The organism is Hydrogenophaga palleronii NBRC 102513 (genome assembly GCF_001571225.1).
Taxonomy (GTDB): Bacteria; Pseudomonadota; Gammaproteobacteria; order Burkholderiales; family Burkholderiaceae_C; genus Hydrogenophaga; species Hydrogenophaga palleronii.
Window position 1 is genome coordinate 20992 of the sequence record NZ_BCTJ01000011.1, and the last position, 16282, is coordinate 37273.

Annotated in this window: 18 protein-coding genes; 14 read left to right on the forward strand and 4 right to left on the reverse strand. The window is 66.3% G+C overall.

What is annotated here, in order from left to right:
* Window positions 1–58 precede the first annotated feature (58 nt).
* Both galE and HPA01S_RS09870 read right to left on the reverse strand, forming a co-directional pair.
* The gene (galE, locus tag HPA01S_RS09865; RefSeq protein ID WP_066269630.1) at window positions 59–1090 is read right to left on the reverse strand and encodes a UDP-glucose 4-epimerase GalE; all 1032 of its coding nucleotides are present in this window, start codon (window positions 1088–1090) and stop codon (window positions 59–61) included.
* Window positions 1091–1101: 11 nt separating this feature from the next.
* Window positions 1102–2538 carry a mannose-1-phosphate guanylyltransferase/mannose-6-phosphate isomerase gene (locus HPA01S_RS09870; RefSeq protein WP_066269432.1) on the reverse strand — a complete coding sequence of 479 codons (1437 nt, stop codon included), beginning with the start codon at window positions 2536–2538 and terminating at the stop codon, window positions 1102–1104.
* Window positions 2539–2690: 152 nt separating this feature from the next.
* Here HPA01S_RS09870 and galU point away from each other — a divergent pair, with 152 nt between their 5' ends.
* Window positions 2691–3575, forward strand: a complete 885-nt coding sequence (galU, locus tag HPA01S_RS09875; protein WP_066269632.1) for a UTP--glucose-1-phosphate uridylyltransferase GalU — start codon at window positions 2691–2693, stop codon at window positions 3573–3575.
* A gap of 12 nt (window positions 3576–3587) precedes the next feature.
* On the opposite strand, the gene HPA01S_RS09880 is transcribed toward galU, so the two are convergent.
* Together HPA01S_RS09880 and HPA01S_RS09885 are read right to left on the reverse strand one after the other, a co-directional pair.
* A complete protein-coding gene (locus HPA01S_RS09880; RefSeq protein ID WP_066269433.1) occupies window positions 3588–4388 on the reverse strand; it encodes an SAM-dependent methyltransferase in 801 nt (266 codons plus the stop codon).
* Entirely contained in the window at window positions 4385–4999 is a 615-nt protein-coding gene (locus HPA01S_RS09885) for a Maf family nucleotide pyrophosphatase (RefSeq protein ID WP_066269435.1), read from the reverse strand. Before HPA01S_RS09885 ends, HPA01S_RS09880 begins: the two co-directional genes overlap by 4 nt.
* A 36-nt stretch (window positions 5000–5035) precedes the next feature.
* On the opposite strand from HPA01S_RS09885, the gene HPA01S_RS09890 reads away from it, so the two are divergent.
* The 13 genes from HPA01S_RS09890 to HPA01S_RS09950 all read left to right on the forward strand — a co-directional run bounded on the left by HPA01S_RS09890 (window position 5036) and on the right by HPA01S_RS09950 (window position 16203).
* Entirely contained in the window at window positions 5036–5602 is a 567-nt protein-coding gene (locus HPA01S_RS09890) for a YceD family protein (RefSeq protein WP_066269437.1), read from the forward strand.
* Window positions 5603–5768: 166 nt separating this feature from the next.
* The gene (gene rpmF / locus HPA01S_RS09895) at window positions 5769–5951 is read left to right on the forward strand and encodes a 50S ribosomal protein L32 (protein ID WP_005794249.1); all 183 of its coding nucleotides are present in this window, start codon (window positions 5769–5771) and stop codon (window positions 5949–5951) included.
* A 137-nt stretch (window positions 5952–6088) separates the two neighbouring features.
* Complete coding sequence (gene plsX / locus HPA01S_RS09900; RefSeq protein WP_066269439.1) at window positions 6089–7150, forward strand: phosphate acyltransferase PlsX; 1062 nt, start codon at window positions 6089–6091, stop codon at window positions 7148–7150.
* A gap of 12 nt (window positions 7151–7162) precedes the next feature.
* Window positions 7163–8140, forward strand: coding sequence for a beta-ketoacyl-ACP synthase III (locus HPA01S_RS09905; RefSeq protein ID WP_066269440.1), 978 nt, complete (start codon window positions 7163–7165; stop codon window positions 8138–8140).
* Window positions 8141–8189: 49 nt separating this feature from the next.
* Complete coding sequence (gene fabD, locus HPA01S_RS09910; RefSeq protein WP_066269442.1) at window positions 8190–9140, forward strand: ACP S-malonyltransferase; 951 nt, start codon at window positions 8190–8192, stop codon at window positions 9138–9140.
* A gap of 15 nt (window positions 9141–9155) precedes the next feature.
* Window positions 9156–9917 carry a 3-oxoacyl-ACP reductase FabG gene (gene fabG, locus HPA01S_RS09915; RefSeq protein ID WP_066269444.1) on the forward strand — a complete coding sequence of 254 codons (762 nt, stop codon included), beginning with the start codon at window positions 9156–9158 and terminating at the stop codon, window positions 9915–9917.
* Between the two features lie 121 nt (window positions 9918–10038).
* The gene (gene acpP, locus HPA01S_RS09920) at window positions 10039–10278 is read left to right on the forward strand and encodes an acyl carrier protein (RefSeq protein WP_066269448.1); all 240 of its coding nucleotides are present in this window, start codon (window positions 10039–10041) and stop codon (window positions 10276–10278) included.
* A 7-nt stretch (window positions 10279–10285) separates the two neighbouring features.
* The gene (gene fabF / locus HPA01S_RS09925; RefSeq protein WP_066269450.1) at window positions 10286–11530 is read left to right on the forward strand and encodes a beta-ketoacyl-ACP synthase II; all 1245 of its coding nucleotides are present in this window, start codon (window positions 10286–10288) and stop codon (window positions 11528–11530) included.
* A 33-nt stretch (window positions 11531–11563) separates the two neighbouring features.
* Entirely contained in the window at window positions 11564–12022 is a 459-nt protein-coding gene (locus HPA01S_RS09930; RefSeq protein ID WP_157084958.1) for a hypothetical protein, read from the forward strand.
* Window positions 12023–12056: 34 nt separating this feature from the next.
* Window positions 12057–12698: an RNA polymerase sigma factor RpoE gene (gene rpoE, locus HPA01S_RS09935; protein WP_066269456.1), complete on the forward strand. Its 642-nt coding sequence runs from the start codon at window positions 12057–12059 to the stop codon at window positions 12696–12698.
* Between the two features lie 68 nt (window positions 12699–12766).
* Entirely contained in the window at window positions 12767–13492 is a 726-nt protein-coding gene (locus HPA01S_RS09940; protein WP_066269459.1) for a sigma-E factor negative regulatory protein, read from the forward strand.
* A 5-nt stretch (window positions 13493–13497) separates the two neighbouring features.
* Complete coding sequence (locus HPA01S_RS09945; RefSeq protein WP_066269461.1) at window positions 13498–14574, forward strand: MucB/RseB C-terminal domain-containing protein; 1077 nt, start codon at window positions 13498–13500, stop codon at window positions 14572–14574.
* A 126-nt stretch (window positions 14575–14700) separates the two neighbouring features.
* Entirely contained in the window at window positions 14701–16203 is a 1503-nt protein-coding gene (locus HPA01S_RS09950) for a DegQ family serine endoprotease (protein ID WP_370670987.1), read from the forward strand.
* The last annotated feature ends 79 nt before the right edge of the window (window positions 16204–16282 follow it).

Sequence of the window (16282 nt, forward strand, 5' to 3'; positions counted from 1 at the left end):
GGGGGGCAACACCTGCGGCCTGGCAAAGCCAGTTCCGCGGTGTTTCTGGATTCTTCGCTCAGCCTCTGTAACCGTTCGGGTTGCCGCTCTGCCAGCGCCAGGCATCGGCGCACATTTCGTCCAGCGTGTGCCGGGCCTGCCAGCCGAGCAGGCGTTGCGCCAGGGCCGGGTCGGCCCAGCACTGGGCGACGTCGCCGGGCCGACGCGGCGCGATCTGGTAGGGCACCGGGCGCCCGCTGGCCTTCTCGAAGGCATGCACCACGTCGAGCACGCTGTGGCCCTTGCCGGTGCCCAGGTTCACCGTGAAGCTCTCACCCCCGCCCAGCAAGGTCTTGAGCGCGGCCACGTGGCCTGCTGCCAGGTCTTGCACATGGATGTAGTCGCGCACGCCGGTGCCGTCGGGCGTCGGGTAGTCGTTGCCGTAGACGTTGAGGTGCTCGCGCTGGCCCACCGCCACCTGGGTGACGTAGGGCATCAGGTTGTTGGGGATGCCGGCCGGGTCTTCGCCGATCAGGCCGCTCGGGTGCGCCCCGACCGGGTTGAAGTAACGCAGGGTGCCGACGCGCCAGGCCGGGTTGGCGGCGCACAGGGCGCTCAGCATGTCCTCAATCACCAGCTTGCTGTGGCCGTAGGGGTTGGTGTGGCTGCGCGGAAAGTCTTCGGTGATCGGCACGCTGGCCGGATCTCCATACACCGTGGCGCTGCTGGAGAACACCAGCGTGGGTGGAGTCGACGGGTCTTCTGCGTGCACTGTTTGCATCGCACGCAGCAGGCTGACCGCGCCACCGATGTTGTTGTGGAAGTACTTGAGCGGCAACGCCACGCTTTCGCCCACCGCCTTGTCGCCCGCGAAGTGCACCACGCCCACAGGGCGGTGTCGCCGCAGCAGGTCTTCCACCCAGTGGGTGTCGAGCACGTCACCGCGCTCCAGCGCCATGGTCTGGCCGGTGATGCGCTGCAGGCGCTCCAGCACCACCGGGTGGCTGTTGGCAAAGTTGTCCAGCACCACCGGCTCAAAGCCGGCTTCGATGAGGGCGACAGCGGTGTGGCTGCCGATGTAGCCTGCACCGCCGGTGAGCAGGATCTTCATGGCCGGTGCGCTCACTTCTTGGCGGCGTCTGGCTGGCGCCCGTAGATGTCTTCCAGGCGCACGATGTCGTCTTCACCGAGATAACTGCCCGACTGCACCTCGATCATCTCCAGCGCCATCTTGCCGGGGTTGTGCAGGCGGTGCACTTCGCCGATGGGGATGTAGGTGGACTGGTTCTCGGACAGCAGGTAGACCTCGCTGCCGCGCGTGACCTCGGCCGTGCCCTTGACGACGATCCAATGTTCGGCGCGGTGGTGGTGCTTCTGCAGGCTCAGGGAGGCGCCCGGTTTGACGCCGATGCGTTTGACCTGGAAGCGCTCGCCCATGTCCACGCTGTCGTACCAGCCCCAGGGCCGTGCCACGCGGCGGTGCATCGCTGCCTGCGAGACCTTGTGTTTTGCCAGGTGGGCGACCACGTCCTTGACCTGTTCGGCATGGTCACGCTGCGCCACCAGCAGGGCGTCGGGCGTGTCGATGATCAGCAGGTCTTGCGTGCCCAGCGCCACCACGGTGCGGCCGGGAGCATGGATGTACGTGTTGCGTGCGTTCAGCGTGTGGCCCTGGCCGGTGACCCGGTTGCCATCGCCATCGGCCGTGCTCAGGTCGGCCACCGCGTTCCAGCTACCGACGTCGCTCCACTGGCCCTGGAAGGGCACCACGGCCACGTTGTTGTGCGGCTCCATCACCGCATAGTCGATGCTCTGCGAGCGGCAGGCCAGGAAGGCCGTGGCTTCGGGACGCACGAAGTGGATCTGGCCCACGCTGTCCTGCCGCGGCTGCGCCATCGCGGCCTCGCAGGCTTGCAGGATGTCGGGCGCGTGTTGTTTCAATGCCGCAAGCAGCGCGCTGGCGCGGGTGAGGAAGATGCCGGCGTTCCACAGCACATTGCCTTGCAGCAGCAAGGCCTGCGCCGCGTCGGGTGCCGGCTTCTCGATGAAGCGCGCCACGCTGCGGCTGCTGTCGGCCCGGGCGTCGCCCTGCTGGATGTAGCCGTAGGCGCTGCTCGGAAAACTCGGCACCACACCAAAGGTGACGATGGCACCGGCTTCGGCCGCCGGCACGCCCTGGCGGATGGTGCTGGCAAAGGCCGCCGCATCGGGAATGTGGTGGTCGGACGGGCAGAACAGCAGCAGCGGGTCGGTCTGGCCGTCCGCGCGCGCCAGCAGTGCGGCCAGCGCCATGGCGGCTGCCGTGTTGCGTGCGGCCGGCTCCAGCAACACCTGGCCGGGCACGTTCTCCAGTTCGATCGCGTCGGCCACCAGGAAACGGTGGTCTTCGGACGCCACGCAGATCACCGGGTTGTCGCACCAGGCCAGCCGGTCCAGCGTCAGTTGCAGCAGGCTCTTGTCACCCACCAGCGGCACAAACTGTTTCGGAAAACTCTGACGGCTCAGGGGCCACAGGCGGGTGCCGGAGCCGCCGCACAGGATGACGGGGGTGATGCTCATACGCGTTGGGATTGGGTGGAAGCCGCGGGGCAGGGCGGGTGCCCGCCGTTGACGGTTGCAGTGTAGCCTTTCAACGGGGCGGAGCCGTGCTGACGAAACCGTTGGCGTTTAACATGTCGCCTTCTTTCACGAACGCGCAAGCGAAAGCCAAGATGACGATTCGAAAAGCTGTGTTTCCCGTAGGTGGCCTCGGCACCCGGTTTCTTCCCGCCACCAAGGCCATTCCCAAAGAAATGCTGCCGGTCGTCGACAAACCGTTGATCCAGTACGCGGTGGAAGAGGCCTATGCCGCAGGCATCCGAGAAATGATCTTTGTCACCGGTCGCCACAAGCGCGCGATCGAAGACCACTTCGACACCGCCTACGAACTCGAAATGGAACTGGAAACCGCCGGCAAATCGGCGCTGCTCCAGCTGGTGCACTCCATCAAGCCCGCCGACATGGACTGCGTGTACGTGCGCCAGCCCCGTGCGCTCGGCCTCGGCCACGCCGTGCTGTGCGCCGAGCGCCTGGTGGGCAACGAACCCTTCGCCGTGTTGCTGGCAGACGACCTGATGATGGGCCGCGACCAGGCCAATGGCGGCCCGACCGTGCTGCAGCAGATGGTGCAGGCTTACGAGTCCAGCCCGGGCACGGTGCTCGCGGTGCAGGACGTGCCGCGCGCCGACACGCGCCGTTATGGCGTGGTCGACGTGCACGGTGCGAGTTCCGACCTGGCCGAGGTGTTCGCGATGGTGGAAAAGCCCGCCCCCGACGTGGCGCCTTCCACGCTGGCCGTGGCCGGCCGTTACGTGCTCACGCCGGCGGTGTTCGAGAGCATCCGTCAGCAGCCGCGCGGCGCGGGTGGCGAGATCCAGCTCACCGACGGCATTGCAGCCCTGATCGGCAAGGAAAAAGTGCAGGCTTTCCGTTATGCGGGCCAGCGCTACGACTGCGGCAGCAAGGAAGGTTTCCTGGAAGCCACGATCGACCTTGCCCTGGCCAACGAAGAGCTCAGCGCCTCGGTGCGCGCCCACATCAAACGCCTGGGCGTCTGAGCGGGCTGGGCCTCATCGGCCCAGCAGGAACACGCAGGGTGCCGCCAGCGGCAGGCTGTCCTGCAGCCGGCGCTCACGTTTCCATTCGCCCACCAGTGCACTGCGGCAGACCTGCTGCGGCAGGCTGAGCGCGCCACACACCGCCAGCCGGGTGTGTGGGTGCAGTCCTTGCAGCAGGGCCTGCAGCAGGGCGGTGTTGCGGTAGGGCGTTTCGATCAGGATCTGCGTCTGCCCGGTCTTCAGGGCCACTGCCTCCAGCTCGCGCAGGCGTTTGGCGCGCTCGGTGGCCTCTTGCGGCACATAACCCACAAACGCAAAACTCTGCCCGTTCAGCCCGCTGGCTGCAAGCGCCAGCATGAGGGAAATCGGGCCGGTGAGCGGCACCACCCGCAGCCCCATCGCGTGCGCGGCCCGCACCACCGAGCTGCCCGGGTCGGCAATGGCAGGCATGCCGGCTTCGCTCACCAGGCCGACGTCGTGTCCGGACAGGGCCGGCGCCAGCAGCGCCCGGGCAGGGGCGTCGTTGTCGGCTTGCGGGGCGTGGTCGCCTTTCTTGTGCGCAACGCGCGGCAGCTCGGTGATGGTTTGCGCCTGCAGCGGCGCGGCCAGGCCCGCCACGGCCTCGACCCGCTTGAGGAACGCGCGGGTGCTCTTGGCGTTTTCGGTGACCCAGTGGGTGATGCGGCTGGCCGCCCCCAGCGTTTCGGCCGGCAGCCACTCGCCAGCGGGCGCCGGGCTGTCTTGTGCGATGCCGAAGTCCAGCGGCGTGGGCACCAGGTACAAGGTGCCCAATTTTTCAGAGTGGGCGCTCACAGCAGCTGAACTCCCGCGGCACGAATCATCTGGCAGGTGCGGATCAACGGCAGGCCGATCAGGGCCGTGGGGTCGTCGTTGTCGATGCGCTCCAGCAAGGCGATGCCCAGGCCCTCGCTTTTGGCGCTGCCGGCGCAGTCGTAGGGCTGCTCGGCGCGCAGGTAACGCTCGATCTCGCCGTCGTCCAGATTCCTGAACACCACACGCACCGCGGCGATGTCGCTGCGCTCGAAGCCGCTGGCCTGGCAGACCACGGCCAGGGCGGTGTGGAACACCACGGTCTGACCCCGCATGCGCTGCAGCTGGGCCACCGCACGCTCGTGGGTGCCGGGTTTGCCCAGCGGCTCGCCGTGCAGGTCTGCCACCTGGTCGCTGCCAATCACCACCGCTTCGGGATGGCGCTGCGCCACATCACGCGCCTTGGCCAGTGCCAGCCGAAGCGAGAGCGAGGCAGGGCTTTCGCCCGCTTGCGGGGTCTCGTCCACGTTTGGTGCAATCGCCTCGAAAGGCAGATTCAGGCGCGACAGCAGTTCGCGGCGGTAGCGGGAAGTGGAGCCGAGGATGAGGGCGCGGGATGCCGGGCTGGCGGGCAGGTCGGGAGCGGAGGTCATGGGGCTATTCTCCCTGCATTCTTTTACACTGCCCGGATGAAAAACAGCCCCAAGACCGTCTGGAACCCCGAGCGGCTGGACGCGCGCGCCTTTGCCCAGGCCGCGGCCAGCCTGGAGGCCACGTTGCCCCTGTCGACGTTCAAGCGCCTGCATGCGGAGGCCGCACTCGACGGCGTGGCCAGCACCGAGCCGGTGCAATGGCAGGCGCACGGCGAAATGCGCGACGCCAGTGCCGGCGGCGCACCCGCCGTCTGGCTGCACCTGCAGGCCGATACCCGCGTGCCCCTTACTTGCCAGCGTTGCCTGGGCCCGGTGCAGACGCCGTTGGCGGTGGACCGCTGGTTCCGGTTTGTCGCCGACGAGGCGGCGGCAGAGGCCGAAGACGACGATTGCGAAGAGGATTTGCTGGCGCTGGAGCCGCGTCCCAACCTGCTCGATGTGCTGGAAGACGAGCTGCTGATGGAGTTGCCTCTGGTGCCCATGCACGAGACCTGCCCGGTTCCCGTCAAACTGCACGCGGGGGATGAGGCCGGGGGCGGGGTGGCCGAGGGCGAACCCCAGCGAAAGAACCCATTTGCGGAACTCGCCCGGTTGAAAAAGTGAATTTGATAGGCCCCAAGCTTCGGGCTATAATGCTTGGCTTTGCGCTGGCACCCATTTGCACATTGTTGATATGTGCGCAGGTCAGGCGCACGACCGGTTGAGCGGGGCGGCTTCAGTGCTCCGTTTTTGCCACTCCGTTTGACCCTACCGATTTCAGGAGCCCACCATGGCTGTTCAGCAAAACAAAAAGTCCCCCTCCAAGCGCGGCATGCACCGTTCGCACAACGCCCTGAACGTGCCCGGCATCGCTGTCGAGCCCACCACCGGCGAAACCCACCTGCGTCACCACATCAGCCCGAACGGCTTCTACCGCGGCCGCCAAGTGCTGAAAAACAAGTCTGAAGCCTAAATGACGGGTTGCCTCGGGCCTCGCCGCGGTGTCGCGAACGGGGTCCGATTGGCCGTCGAGGCACAGGCCCGCATGCTGCATGCGGGCTTTTTTCGTTCTTGGGCCGCATTGAGCGCCCCATCCGGGATGTTGTTGTCATGATCACCATCGCTGTCGATTGCATGGGGGGCGATATCGGCCCTGCGGTCACCCTGCCTGCGTGCGCGGCCTTTCTGGCCAGCCATCCGCAGGCGCAGGTGCTGCTGGTCGGCAAGCCCGAGGTCTTCCAGGCCTGGCCCCAGTTGCTCAACAACGTGCGCTGCCAGGTTGTTCCGGCCGCCGAGGTGGTGGCCATGGACGATCCGGTGGAGGTGGCGCTGCGGCGCAAAAAAGACTCGTCCATGCGGGTGGCGATCAACCAGGTGAAGAGTGGTGCGGCGCAGGCCGCCGTGTCGGCTGGCAACACCGGCGCTCTGATGGCGATCGCACGCTATGTGCTGAAAACGCTGGACGGCATTGACCGGCCCGCCATCGCCACCCAGATGCCGAACGCGCGCGGCGGCGCCACCACCGTGCTGGACCTGGGCGCCAATGTCGATTGTTCGGCTGAGCACCTGCTGCAGTTCGCGGTGATGGGGTCTGCGCTGGTGGCGGCTGCCCATGGCGTCAAGGAGCCCAGCGTGGGCTTGCTCAACGTGGGCGAAGAGGTCATCAAGGGCAGCGAAGTCATCAAAAAAGCCGGTATCCTGCTCAGAAGTGCAGCCAACACCGGTGATCTGAACTTTTTTGGCAATATCGAAGGTGACGACATCTTCAAGGGCACGACCGATATCGTGGTCTGTGACGGGTTTGTCGGCAATGTGGCGCTGAAGGCCAGCGAAGGCTTGGCCACGATGATTGGTGGCTTCATTCGGGAAGAGTTTTCAAAGAGCATCTTCCGGAAAATGGCTGCCATCGTGGCTTATCCGGTGCTTAAATCATTTAAAAACCGGGTGGATCACCGTCGTTACAACGGTGCGGCGCTGTTGGGCCTGCAGGGGCTGGTTTTCAAAAGCCATGGCTCGGCAGATGTGTTTGCCTTCGAGCAGGCTCTGTGCCGCGCTTATGATGCGGCCCACAACCATTTGTTGGACAACGTGCGTGAACGCATTGCCAACGCCAAACCGCTGATCTCGCCGGAGTCCCTGCCGAGCGAGCTGACAGGCATCCCGACCCTCTGATTCCCCGACCGCATGACACGCTACGCCCGCATCACCGGCACCGGCAGTTACCTGCCGCCCCAGCGACTGACCAATGCCGACATGGTGGCCATGCTGGCGCCGCGTGGCGTGGAAACCAGCGACGACTGGATCGTTGAGCGCACCGGCATCCGGGCGCGCCACTTTGTGGCCGATGGTGTGCTGGCCAGCGACCTGGCGGTGCAGGCCTGTCAGCAGGCCATGGCCGCCGCGGGTGCTGCCCCGGCTGATATCGACTTGATCATCGTCGCCACGTCCACGCCGGACATGGTGTTTCCCTCGACCGCCTCCATCCTGCAGCACAAGCTGGGCATCACCGGCTGCCCGGTGTTCGATGTGCAGGCGGTGTGCAGCGGCTTCATTTATGCGTTGACCGTGGCCGACGCGTTGATCCGTGCCGGCAGCGCCAACAAGGCACTGGTGGTGGGGGCGGAAATTTTCAGCCGCCTGCTCGACTTCAACGACCGCACCACCTGCGTGCTGTTTGGCGACGGCGCCGGTGCTGTGGTGCTGGAGGCGTCCGACACGCCCGGCATTCTGGCCACCGACATCCATGCCGACGGCAAACACACCGGCATCCTGTGTGTGCCGGGCCATGTCTCGGGTGGGCAGATCCTGGGCGATCCCTTGCTCAAGATGGACGGCCAGGCCGTGTTCAAGCTGGCCGTGGGCGTGCTGGAAGAGACGGCGCGTGCCGTGCTGGACAAAGCCGGCAGGACCACGGCCGACATCGACTGGTTGATTCCACACCAGGCCAACATCCGCATCATGCAGAGCACGGCGCGCAAGCTCAAGCTGCCCATGGACAAGGTGGTGGTGACGGTGGACCAGCACGGCAACACGTCTGCGGCCTCGATTCCGCTGGCGCTCGACCACGCTGTGCGCCAGGGCCAGGTCAAAAAGGGCGACACCCTGATGCTGGAAGGTGTGGGCGGTGGATTCACCTGGGGCTCGGTGTTGCTGGACTTCTGAGTCCGCCCCGCTGTCCCCACTTCCCGTTCTCGTTTGAACTGAAAACCCCATGAAGACATTTGCGTTCGTATTTCCGGGCCAGGGCTCGCAGGCCGTCGGCATGCTCGACGCCTGGGCGGATCACCCGGCCGTGCAGGCTACCGTGCAGGAAGCCTCGGATGCCCTCGGTGAAGACCTGGGCAAGATGATCCACGAAGGTCCGGCCGAGGTGCTGGGCATGACCGTCAACACCCAGCCCGTGATGCTGGTGGCCGGTATTGCCGCCTGGCGCGTCTGGCTGGCCGAGGGTGGCGCCAAGCCGGCAGCGCTGGCGGGCCATTCGCTGGGTGAGTACTCGGCACTTGTGGCTGCCGGTGTGCTGACGCTGGCTCAGGCCGCGCCGCTGGTGCGTTTTCGCGCACAAGCCATGCAGGACGCGGTGCCTGCCGGCACGGGTGCCATGGCCGCCGTGCTGGGGCTCGATGCTGCCGCCGTGGTGGCCGGTTGCCAAGAGGCGCAAGCCAGCTTCGGACCGGGCAGTGCCGAGGTGGTGGAGGCGGTGAACTTCAACGATCCGGCACAGACCGTGATCGCGGGCAGCAAGGCTGCCGTGGAGAAGGCCTGCGAAGTGCTCAAGGCAAATGGCGCCAAGCGCACCTTGCCACTGCCGGTGTCGGCGCCTTTCCATTCCAGCCTGATGAAGCCGGCAGCCGAGAAGCTGCGTGCGAAGCTGGCCGAAACGGCCTTTGCCGCGCCGCAGATTCCGGTGATCAACAACATCGATGTGGTGGTCGAGTCCGACCCCGATCGCATCCGCGATGCGCTGTACCGCCAGGCTTTCGGCCCCGTGCGCTGGGTGGAGTGTGTGGGCGCGATCAAGGCGCGCGGCATCGACACCCTGGTGGAGTGCGGCCCGCGCAAGGTGCTGGCCGGCCTGGTCAAGCGCATCGACCCCACACTCACCGGCGCAGCCCTGTACGACCCCGCCACCCTGGCCGAGGTCAAGGCGCTGCTGGCCTGACATCTGGAGATATCAATGCCTGACAACCAATTTGCCGGCCAGGTCGCCCTGGTCACCGGCGCATCGCGCGGCATCGGCGCGGCCATTGCCGCTGAACTCACCGCCCGTGGCCTGATCGTGATCGGCACCGCCACCAGCGACGAGGGTGCGAGCCGCATCGGCACGGCGCTCAGCGCTGTCCCGGGTGCTGCCGCCGGCTGCCGCGGTGCCAAGCTGGACGTCAACGACGCCGCTGCGGCCGAGGCCCTGATCGACGAGGTCGTGAAAGCCCATGGCGGCCTGCAGGTGCTGGTGAACAACGCCGGCATTACACGCGACATGCTGGCCATGCGCCTGAAGGACGACGACTGGGATGCGGTGCTGGACACCAACCTCAAGGCCGTTTTCCGCATGAGCCGCGCCGTGATCCGTCCCATGATGAAGCAGCGCTACGGCCGCATCATCAGCATCACCAGCGTGGTCGGCGCGTCCGGTAACGCCGGTCAGGCCAACTACGCCGCCGCCAAGGCGGGTGTGGCCGGCATGACGCGTGCACTGGCCCGTGAGCTGGGCAGCCGCAACATCACGGTGAACTGCGTGGCACCCGGTTTTATCGAAACCGACATGACCAGCGCCCTGCCGGAAGAGCAGCAAAAAGCCCTGTTGGGCCAGATCCCGCTGGGACACCTGGGCAAGCCGGCCGACATTGCGCACGCCGTGGCCTACCTGGCCAGCCCGCAGGCCGCTTATGTCACGGGACAGGAACTGCACGTCAACGGCGGCATGTTCATGGCCTGAAGCGGGCAAGGCTCGAATCGAATTTTCCGCGCCGCGCCAGCCGCCCGGCGGGCCATCCAGGGGCATTCCCCTGGCGTGGCTAAAATGGCGGCCTGTATTTCAACCACCCTTAGAGGGACTTATGAGCGATATCGAAGCACGTGTGAAGAAAATCATTGCCGAACAACTCGGTGTGGAAGAGGGACAGGTCACGAACGAAAAGGCCTTCGTGGCCGACCTGGGCGCCGATTCGCTGGACACGGTTGAGCTGGTGATGGCTCTGGAAGACGAGTTCGGTATCGAGATCCCCGACGAAGAAGCCGAAAAGATCACCACGGTTCAAAAGGCTATCGACTACGCCTTGGCCAACCAGAAGGCCTGAAGCACCGATGAGCCGTCGCCGCGTCGTCGTGACCGGCCTGGGTTGCATCAGCCCCGTGGGCAACACGGTGGCCGATTCCTGGGCCAACCTCCTGGCCGGACAGTCCGGCATTGACTTCATCACGAAGTTCGACGCGTCGAACTTCGCCTGCAAGTTTGCAGGAGAGGTCAAGGGGTTCAAGCTGGAGGACTACATCACCGCCAAAGAAGCGCGGACGATGGACACCTTCATCCATTACGGTGTGGCCGCCTCCATGCAGGCGGTGGCGGACTCGGGTCTTCCCACCGGTGAACAACTGGGCGAGGAGCAGGCCACGCGCATCGGCTGCGTGATCGGTTCCGGCATTGGTGGCCTGCCGCTGATCGAAGACACCCACACGGAGTTGACCACGCGCGGCCCACGGCGCATCACGCCGTTTTTCGTGCCGGCGTCGATCATCAACATGATCTCCGGCCACGTGTCGATGAAGTTCGGGTTCAAGGGGCCGAACATCGCCATCGTCACGGCCTGCACCACCGGCTTGCATTGCATCGGCGAAGCCGGTCGCATGATCGAGTACGGCGATGCCGACGTGATGATTGCCGGTGGCTCCGAAGCCACCGTGTCGCCACTGGGCATCGGCGGTTTTGCCGCCATGCGTGCGCTGTCCACCCGCAACGACGATCCGAAGACCGCGTCCCGTCCCTGGGACAAGGACCGCGACGGTTTCGTGTTGGGTGAGGGCGCTGGCGTGATGGTGCTCGAAGAGTACGAACACGCCAAGGCACGCGGCGCCAAGATCTACGCCGAGCTGGCAGGTTTCGGCATGAGTGCCGACGCCGGTCACATGACCGCACCCAATATGGACGGCCCACGCCGCGCCATGCTGAGCGCACTGCGCAATGCGGGCGTCAATCCGGAGCAGGTGAACTACCTGAACGCACACGGCACTTCCACGCCGCTGGGCGACATCAACGAAACCAACGCGATCAAGGCCGCGCTGGGCGACCATGCCAAAAGCATGGTGGTCAGCTCGACCAAGTCCATGACCGGCCACTTGTTGGGCGGCGCGGGCGGCATCGAGTCGGTGTTCACCGTGATGTCCCTGCACGATCAAAAAGTGCCTCCCACCATCAACATCTTCAACCAGGATCCCGAGTGCGACCTGGACTACTGCGCCAACACCGCGCGGGACGTGAAGATCGAGGTGGCGGTGAAGAACAACTTCGGTTTTGGTGGCACCAACGGCTCGCTGGTGTTCCGGCGCGTCTGACCACAGCGATCGCGCCTATCTCTTCCCGTTCGCATGCACAACGCCCCATCGGTGATGTACCCGGTGGGGCGTTGTGCCTTGTACGCCGGCGTGCTCGCGCTGCTGGCCGTGCTGGCGGCCCTGGTGCTCGGGCTTTGGGCCTGGCGCTCGGAGACCTTCTGGCCGACGGTGGCCGGTGCCGCGGGCTGGCTGCTCTGGACCGGGCTGGCCGTTCGCAGCTGGCGGCGTTCGCCAGTGGGCTTTCTGCGCTGGCGCCCGCTGGCCCGGGACGAACCCCATGCCCGGCGCGGTGCCTGGGGCTGGTGCGACGAGCCGGAGGCCGACGGCGTGGCCCTGCAGGGGTTGGGCGTGGCGCTCGACCTCCAGGACTGGGTGTTGTTGAGCTGGCGCGATACACATGTCCACCGAACGCACTGGGCGTGGGTGGAGCGGGCGCGCGATCCCGCGCGCTGGAACGATTTGCGGCGTGCGCTGGTGGCCAGCCGCCTCTGAGTTACGCTGGGCACTGGGTTATATTTCCGCGCGCATGACATTCGAAGACCACACCGCCCCGCCACCACCCGACAGCGACGTCATGCTGGTACAGCGCACGCTCGCGGGTGAGCAAAAGGCATTCGAGATGCTGGTCGTGAAGTACCAGCGGCGGGTCGAGCGCCTGATCGGGCGCATGGTGCGCGATTCCGATCTGGTGCAGGACATCGCCCAGGAAACCTTCATCCGGGCCTACCGGGCGCTGGCCCAGTTCCGGGGCGACGCCCAGTTTTACACCTGGCTGTACCGCATTGCGGTGAACACGGCCAAAAAGCAGCTCATGGAACTCAAGCGCGATCCGCTGGTTTTCCAGTCGCAAATGAAATCCGGCGACGACGATGAAACTTCCGCACCGGAACGCGAACTAAATTCGGGAGTGGCCGATACCGAGACGCCCGAAGCGGTGCTGGCCAGCAAGGAAATCGCCCAGGCGGTCAATGCCGCCATGGATGCGCTGCCTGAAGAGCTGCGCATGGCGATCACCCTGCGCGAGATCGAGGGGATGAGCTATGAAGAGATTGCCGCCGCGCTGGAGTGCCCCATTGGCACGGTGCGCTCCCGGATCTTCCGGGCGCGTGAAGCCATTTCCGGGCGCATCAAGCCGATGCTCGAGCGCCAGACAGGCAAACGCTGGTAGGCGAGGCTAGGCGGACGGCGCACAACGCCCCCGCTGCCGCGCGAATTGGGAAGTTCAGGAAGTCCATCATGAATGCCGCACAAGTCAATTTGAATCCGCTGCCTGCGCAAGAGGCCGGCGCACTGCCGCCTACCCAGGCGCTGTCGGCGCTGGTCGACGGTGAGCTGGCGCCCGCACAGGTCCAGGGCCTGCTGACGGCCGCAGCACCCGGTGACACCGAGGTGCTGGCCCAGTGGCACAGCTACCTGGTCATCGGTGATGTGCTGCGGGGCACCGGCGACGTGACGCCAGCACAACCGGCCGGGGATTTCCTGGCCGGCGTGCGCGAGCGTCTGCGCGCGGAAGCCTTGCCCCAGTCCGGGGATCCGATTGCCACCCCCGCCCGCGCGCCTGGCTTGCTGGCGGCGGGCTCGCCCCAGACCGCCCACGTGCGTGCCCCGGCCGCAAATGACTCGCTGTTCCGCTGGAAACTGGTGGCCGGCTTTGCTTCGCTGGCCGCGGTCTCGGCGGTGAGCTGGGGTGTGCTGAGTGGCGCGCCCTCGGGTGTGGCCGATGCCAACCCCCGACTGGCCGCGGTGCCGCCGGCAGTCTCTGCCCCCGTGCCCGAAGCCACCACGGCCGCAGTGCCGGCACCGTCCACCGCCGTGGTGGTGAACACCGGCCAGGGCACCCTGATCCGCGATGCCCGCCTGGAAGAGTTGTTGGCCGAACACCGGCAAAACGCGGGCATATCGGCCCTGCAGATGCCCACCGGCTTCCTGCGCAACGCCACCTACGACGCCGCAGGACGCTGAGCCACATGACACCTGCCTTGTTGCCCTTGTTCGCTGGTGATCGCCGCACGCGCACTCGGCGATTGCCGCTGTGCGGTGTGCGCCGCTGGAGCGCTGCCGCGCTGGTCGCACTGGCCTCCGGCTTCATGGTGCCGGCCCAGGCGCAGAGCCCCGCCATGAGCACCGGCCAGGCGCGCAGCGTCAACGACTGGCTCACCCGCATGCACGAGGCCTCGCGCAACCGTGCGTACATCGGCACCCTGGTGGTGTCGGCGGGCTCGACCATGTCGGCTGCCAAGATCTGGCACGCCTGCGATGGCAAGCAGCAGATGGAACGTGTGGACACCCTCACCGGGGAGCCACGCATCACCATCCGCCGCAACAAGGAAGTCATCACCTTCGTGCCGGAGGCCAAAACCGCCTTCGTGGAAAAGCGCGATTCGCTGGGCATGTTCCCCGATTCGCTGCGCACGCCGAGCAACCTGATCCCGCAGTTCTACAGCGCACGGGAAGTGGGTGTGCAACGCGTGGCCGGCCATCTGGCCGACATGGTGGAGATCCTGCCGCAGGACGACCTGCGCTTTGGTTACCGCATCTGGTCCGAGCAACAGACCGGTCTGGTGGTGAAGCTGCAGACGCTGGGCGAGCAGGGTGCGGTGCTGGAGCAGGTTGCATTCTCCGAGCTGCAGCTCAATGCCCCGGTGAGCATGGACAAGCTTGCGCGGGTCATGAAGGACACCCGCGGCTATGACGTGCACAAGCCGAACTTGAAGAAGACCACGGCCGAGGCCGAAGGCTGGCGGCTGAAGGAGCCGGTGCCCGGCTTCACCGCCATGAGCTGCCACACGCGCGAGGTGCCCGGCGCCGCTGCGCAAAGCCCCGGCATGGCGCCCATGCAATGGGTGTTCTCCGATGGCCTGGCCTCGGTTTCGTTGTTCGTCGAGCCCTTCGACCCGCAGCGCCACACACAGGAGTCGTCGGCCACCGTGGGTGCGACACACACCGTCAACCGCCGTGTCGGTGAGCATTGGCTCACCGTGATGGGCGAAGTGCCGGCGCCCACCTTGCGCCGGTTTGCGCTCGCTCTGGAGCGCATCCGTTAAATGCGGCGTGGCCCGATGGCCCTGCCACGCGGCATGCGGCGCGGTGCCCGTGTCCCCGGTCGTCGGGGCATACTGGCGCGGCGCTGGCCTGTTCCCCTTCTCGCGTACCTGTAAAGGATCTCCAAGATGTCCCACCGCACCACACGTACCCCGCTGCTCACCTTGCTGACCACCACCGCGCTCGCTGTCGGGGGTATGGGAGGCCTGATGCTGCACACGCCGCTGGCGGCGCAGACCGTGGTGCCCACGGTGCCGCCAGCGGCCAGCGTGCGCGGCCTGCCCGACTTCACCGACCTCGTGGACCTGGTAGGCCCGGCGGTGGTGAACATCCGCACGACCGAGAAGGCGAGTGCGGCTGCATCCGGCTCGTCACCCGATGAGCAGATGCTGGAGTTCTTCAAGCGCTTCGGCATTCCCATCCCGCCCGGCATGACCCCGCGGGGCCCGCGCCAGGAGCGCGCGCCCTCCGAAGAGGCGCAGCCACGTGGTGTGGGCTCGGGTTTTGTCCTGAGTGCAGACGGTTTCGTCATGACCAACGCCCACGTGGTCGACGGCGCCGACGAGGTCATCGTCACCCTGCCGGACAAGCGCGAGTTCAAGGCCAAGATCGTGGGGGCGGACAAACGCACCGACGTGGCGGTGGTGAAGATCGAGGCCACCGGCCTGAGCGCGGTCAAGATCGGTGACGTCAACCGCCTGCGCGTGGGCGAGTGGGTGATGGCCATCGGCTCGCCGTTCGGCCTCGAGAACTCGGTCACCGCCGGCATCGTGAGCGCCAAGCAGCGCGACACCGGCGACTTCCTGCCCTTCATCCAGACCGACGTGGCGATCAACCCCGGCAACTCTGGCGGGCCGCTGATCAACATGCGCGGTGAGGTGGTCGGCATCAACAGCCAGATCTATTCCCGCTCGGGCGGCTTCCAGGGCATCTCGTTTGCGATCCCGATCGACGAGGCGGTGCGTGTGTCGGACCAGTTGCGCACCACCGGACGCGTGACGCGTGGCCGCATCGGCGTGCAGATCGATCAGGTCAGCAAGGACGTTGCCGAGTCGATCGGTCTGGGGCAACCCAAGGGTGCCCTGGTGCGTGGTGTGGAGCCCAACTCACCGGCAGCCAAGGCCGGTGTCGAGCCGGGCGACATCATCCTGAAGTTCGATGGCAAGGAGATCGAGAAGTCGGTCGACCTGCCGCGCCTGGTGGGCAATACCAAGCCGGGCAACAAGAGCAGCATGACGGTGTTCCGCCGTGGCAACCAGCGCGATCTGTCGATCATCGTTGCCGAGCTCGAGCCCGAGCAACCCACGGCCAAGGCCGCCACACCCGAACCAGGCAAGGCCCAGTCCAGCGGCGCGCTGCAAGGCCTGGGACTCAGCCTCACCGAGCTGACGGCGGCCGAGAAAAAGGAACTCAACCTCAAGGGCGGCGTGCGCATTGCATCGGCCGAAGGGCCTGCGGCACGCGCCGGTCTGCGGGAGGGTGACGTGATTGTGGCGATTGCCAACGCCGAAACCGCCAGCGTCAAGGACGTCGAGGCCGCTCTGGCCAAGCTCGAGAAGTCGCGCCCGATCAATGTGCTGTTCCGCCGCGGCGAGTGGGCTCAGTACGCGGTGATCCGCCCCCCCCGCTGAGTCCAGGCCCCTTCAATAACCCCCGCTCCCGATTGGGTTTAGGGGGTTTTTTGATCGGGTGGCCGATTCACCACACCGG

Bases quoted from the DNA above. Each gene is read 5' to 3' on its own strand.
- galE (WP_066269630.1), bottom strand. From the start codon at position 1,090: ATGAAGATCCTGCTCACCGGCGGTGCAGGCTACATCGGCAGCCACACC.
- HPA01S_RS09870 (WP_066269432.1), bottom strand. From the start codon at position 2,538: ATGAGCATCACCCCCGTCATCCTGTGCGGCGGCTCCGGCACCCGCCTG.
- galU (WP_066269632.1), top strand. From the start codon at position 2,691: ATGACGATTCGAAAAGCTGTGTTTCCCGTAGGTGGCCTCGGCACCCGG.
- HPA01S_RS09885 (WP_066269435.1), bottom strand. From the start codon at position 4,999: ATGACCTCCGCTCCCGACCTGCCCGCCAGCCCGGCATCCCGCGCCCTC.
- HPA01S_RS09890 (WP_066269437.1), top strand. From the start codon at position 5,036: ATGAAAAACAGCCCCAAGACCGTCTGGAACCCCGAGCGGCTGGACGCG.
- rpmF (WP_005794249.1), top strand. From the start codon at position 5,769: ATGGCTGTTCAGCAAAACAAAAAGTCCCCCTCCAAGCGCGGCATGCAC.
- plsX (WP_066269439.1), top strand. From the start codon at position 6,089: ATGATCACCATCGCTGTCGATTGCATGGGGGGCGATATCGGCCCTGCG.
- HPA01S_RS09905 (WP_066269440.1), top strand. From the start codon at position 7,163: ATGACACGCTACGCCCGCATCACCGGCACCGGCAGTTACCTGCCGCCC.
- fabD (WP_066269442.1), top strand. From the start codon at position 8,190: ATGAAGACATTTGCGTTCGTATTTCCGGGCCAGGGCTCGCAGGCCGTC.
- fabG (WP_066269444.1), top strand. From the start codon at position 9,156: ATGCCTGACAACCAATTTGCCGGCCAGGTCGCCCTGGTCACCGGCGCA.
- acpP (WP_066269448.1), top strand. From the start codon at position 10,039: ATGAGCGATATCGAAGCACGTGTGAAGAAAATCATTGCCGAACAACTC.
- fabF (WP_066269450.1), top strand. From the start codon at position 10,286: ATGAGCCGTCGCCGCGTCGTCGTGACCGGCCTGGGTTGCATCAGCCCC.
- HPA01S_RS09930 (WP_157084958.1), top strand. From the start codon at position 11,564: ATGCACAACGCCCCATCGGTGATGTACCCGGTGGGGCGTTGTGCCTTG.
- rpoE (WP_066269456.1), top strand. From the start codon at position 12,057: ATGACATTCGAAGACCACACCGCCCCGCCACCACCCGACAGCGACGTC.
- HPA01S_RS09940 (WP_066269459.1), top strand. From the start codon at position 12,767: ATGAATGCCGCACAAGTCAATTTGAATCCGCTGCCTGCGCAAGAGGCC.
- HPA01S_RS09945 (WP_066269461.1), top strand. From the start codon at position 13,498: ATGACACCTGCCTTGTTGCCCTTGTTCGCTGGTGATCGCCGCACGCGC.
- HPA01S_RS09950 (WP_370670987.1), top strand. From the start codon at position 14,701: ATGTCCCACCGCACCACACGTACCCCGCTGCTCACCTTGCTGACCACC.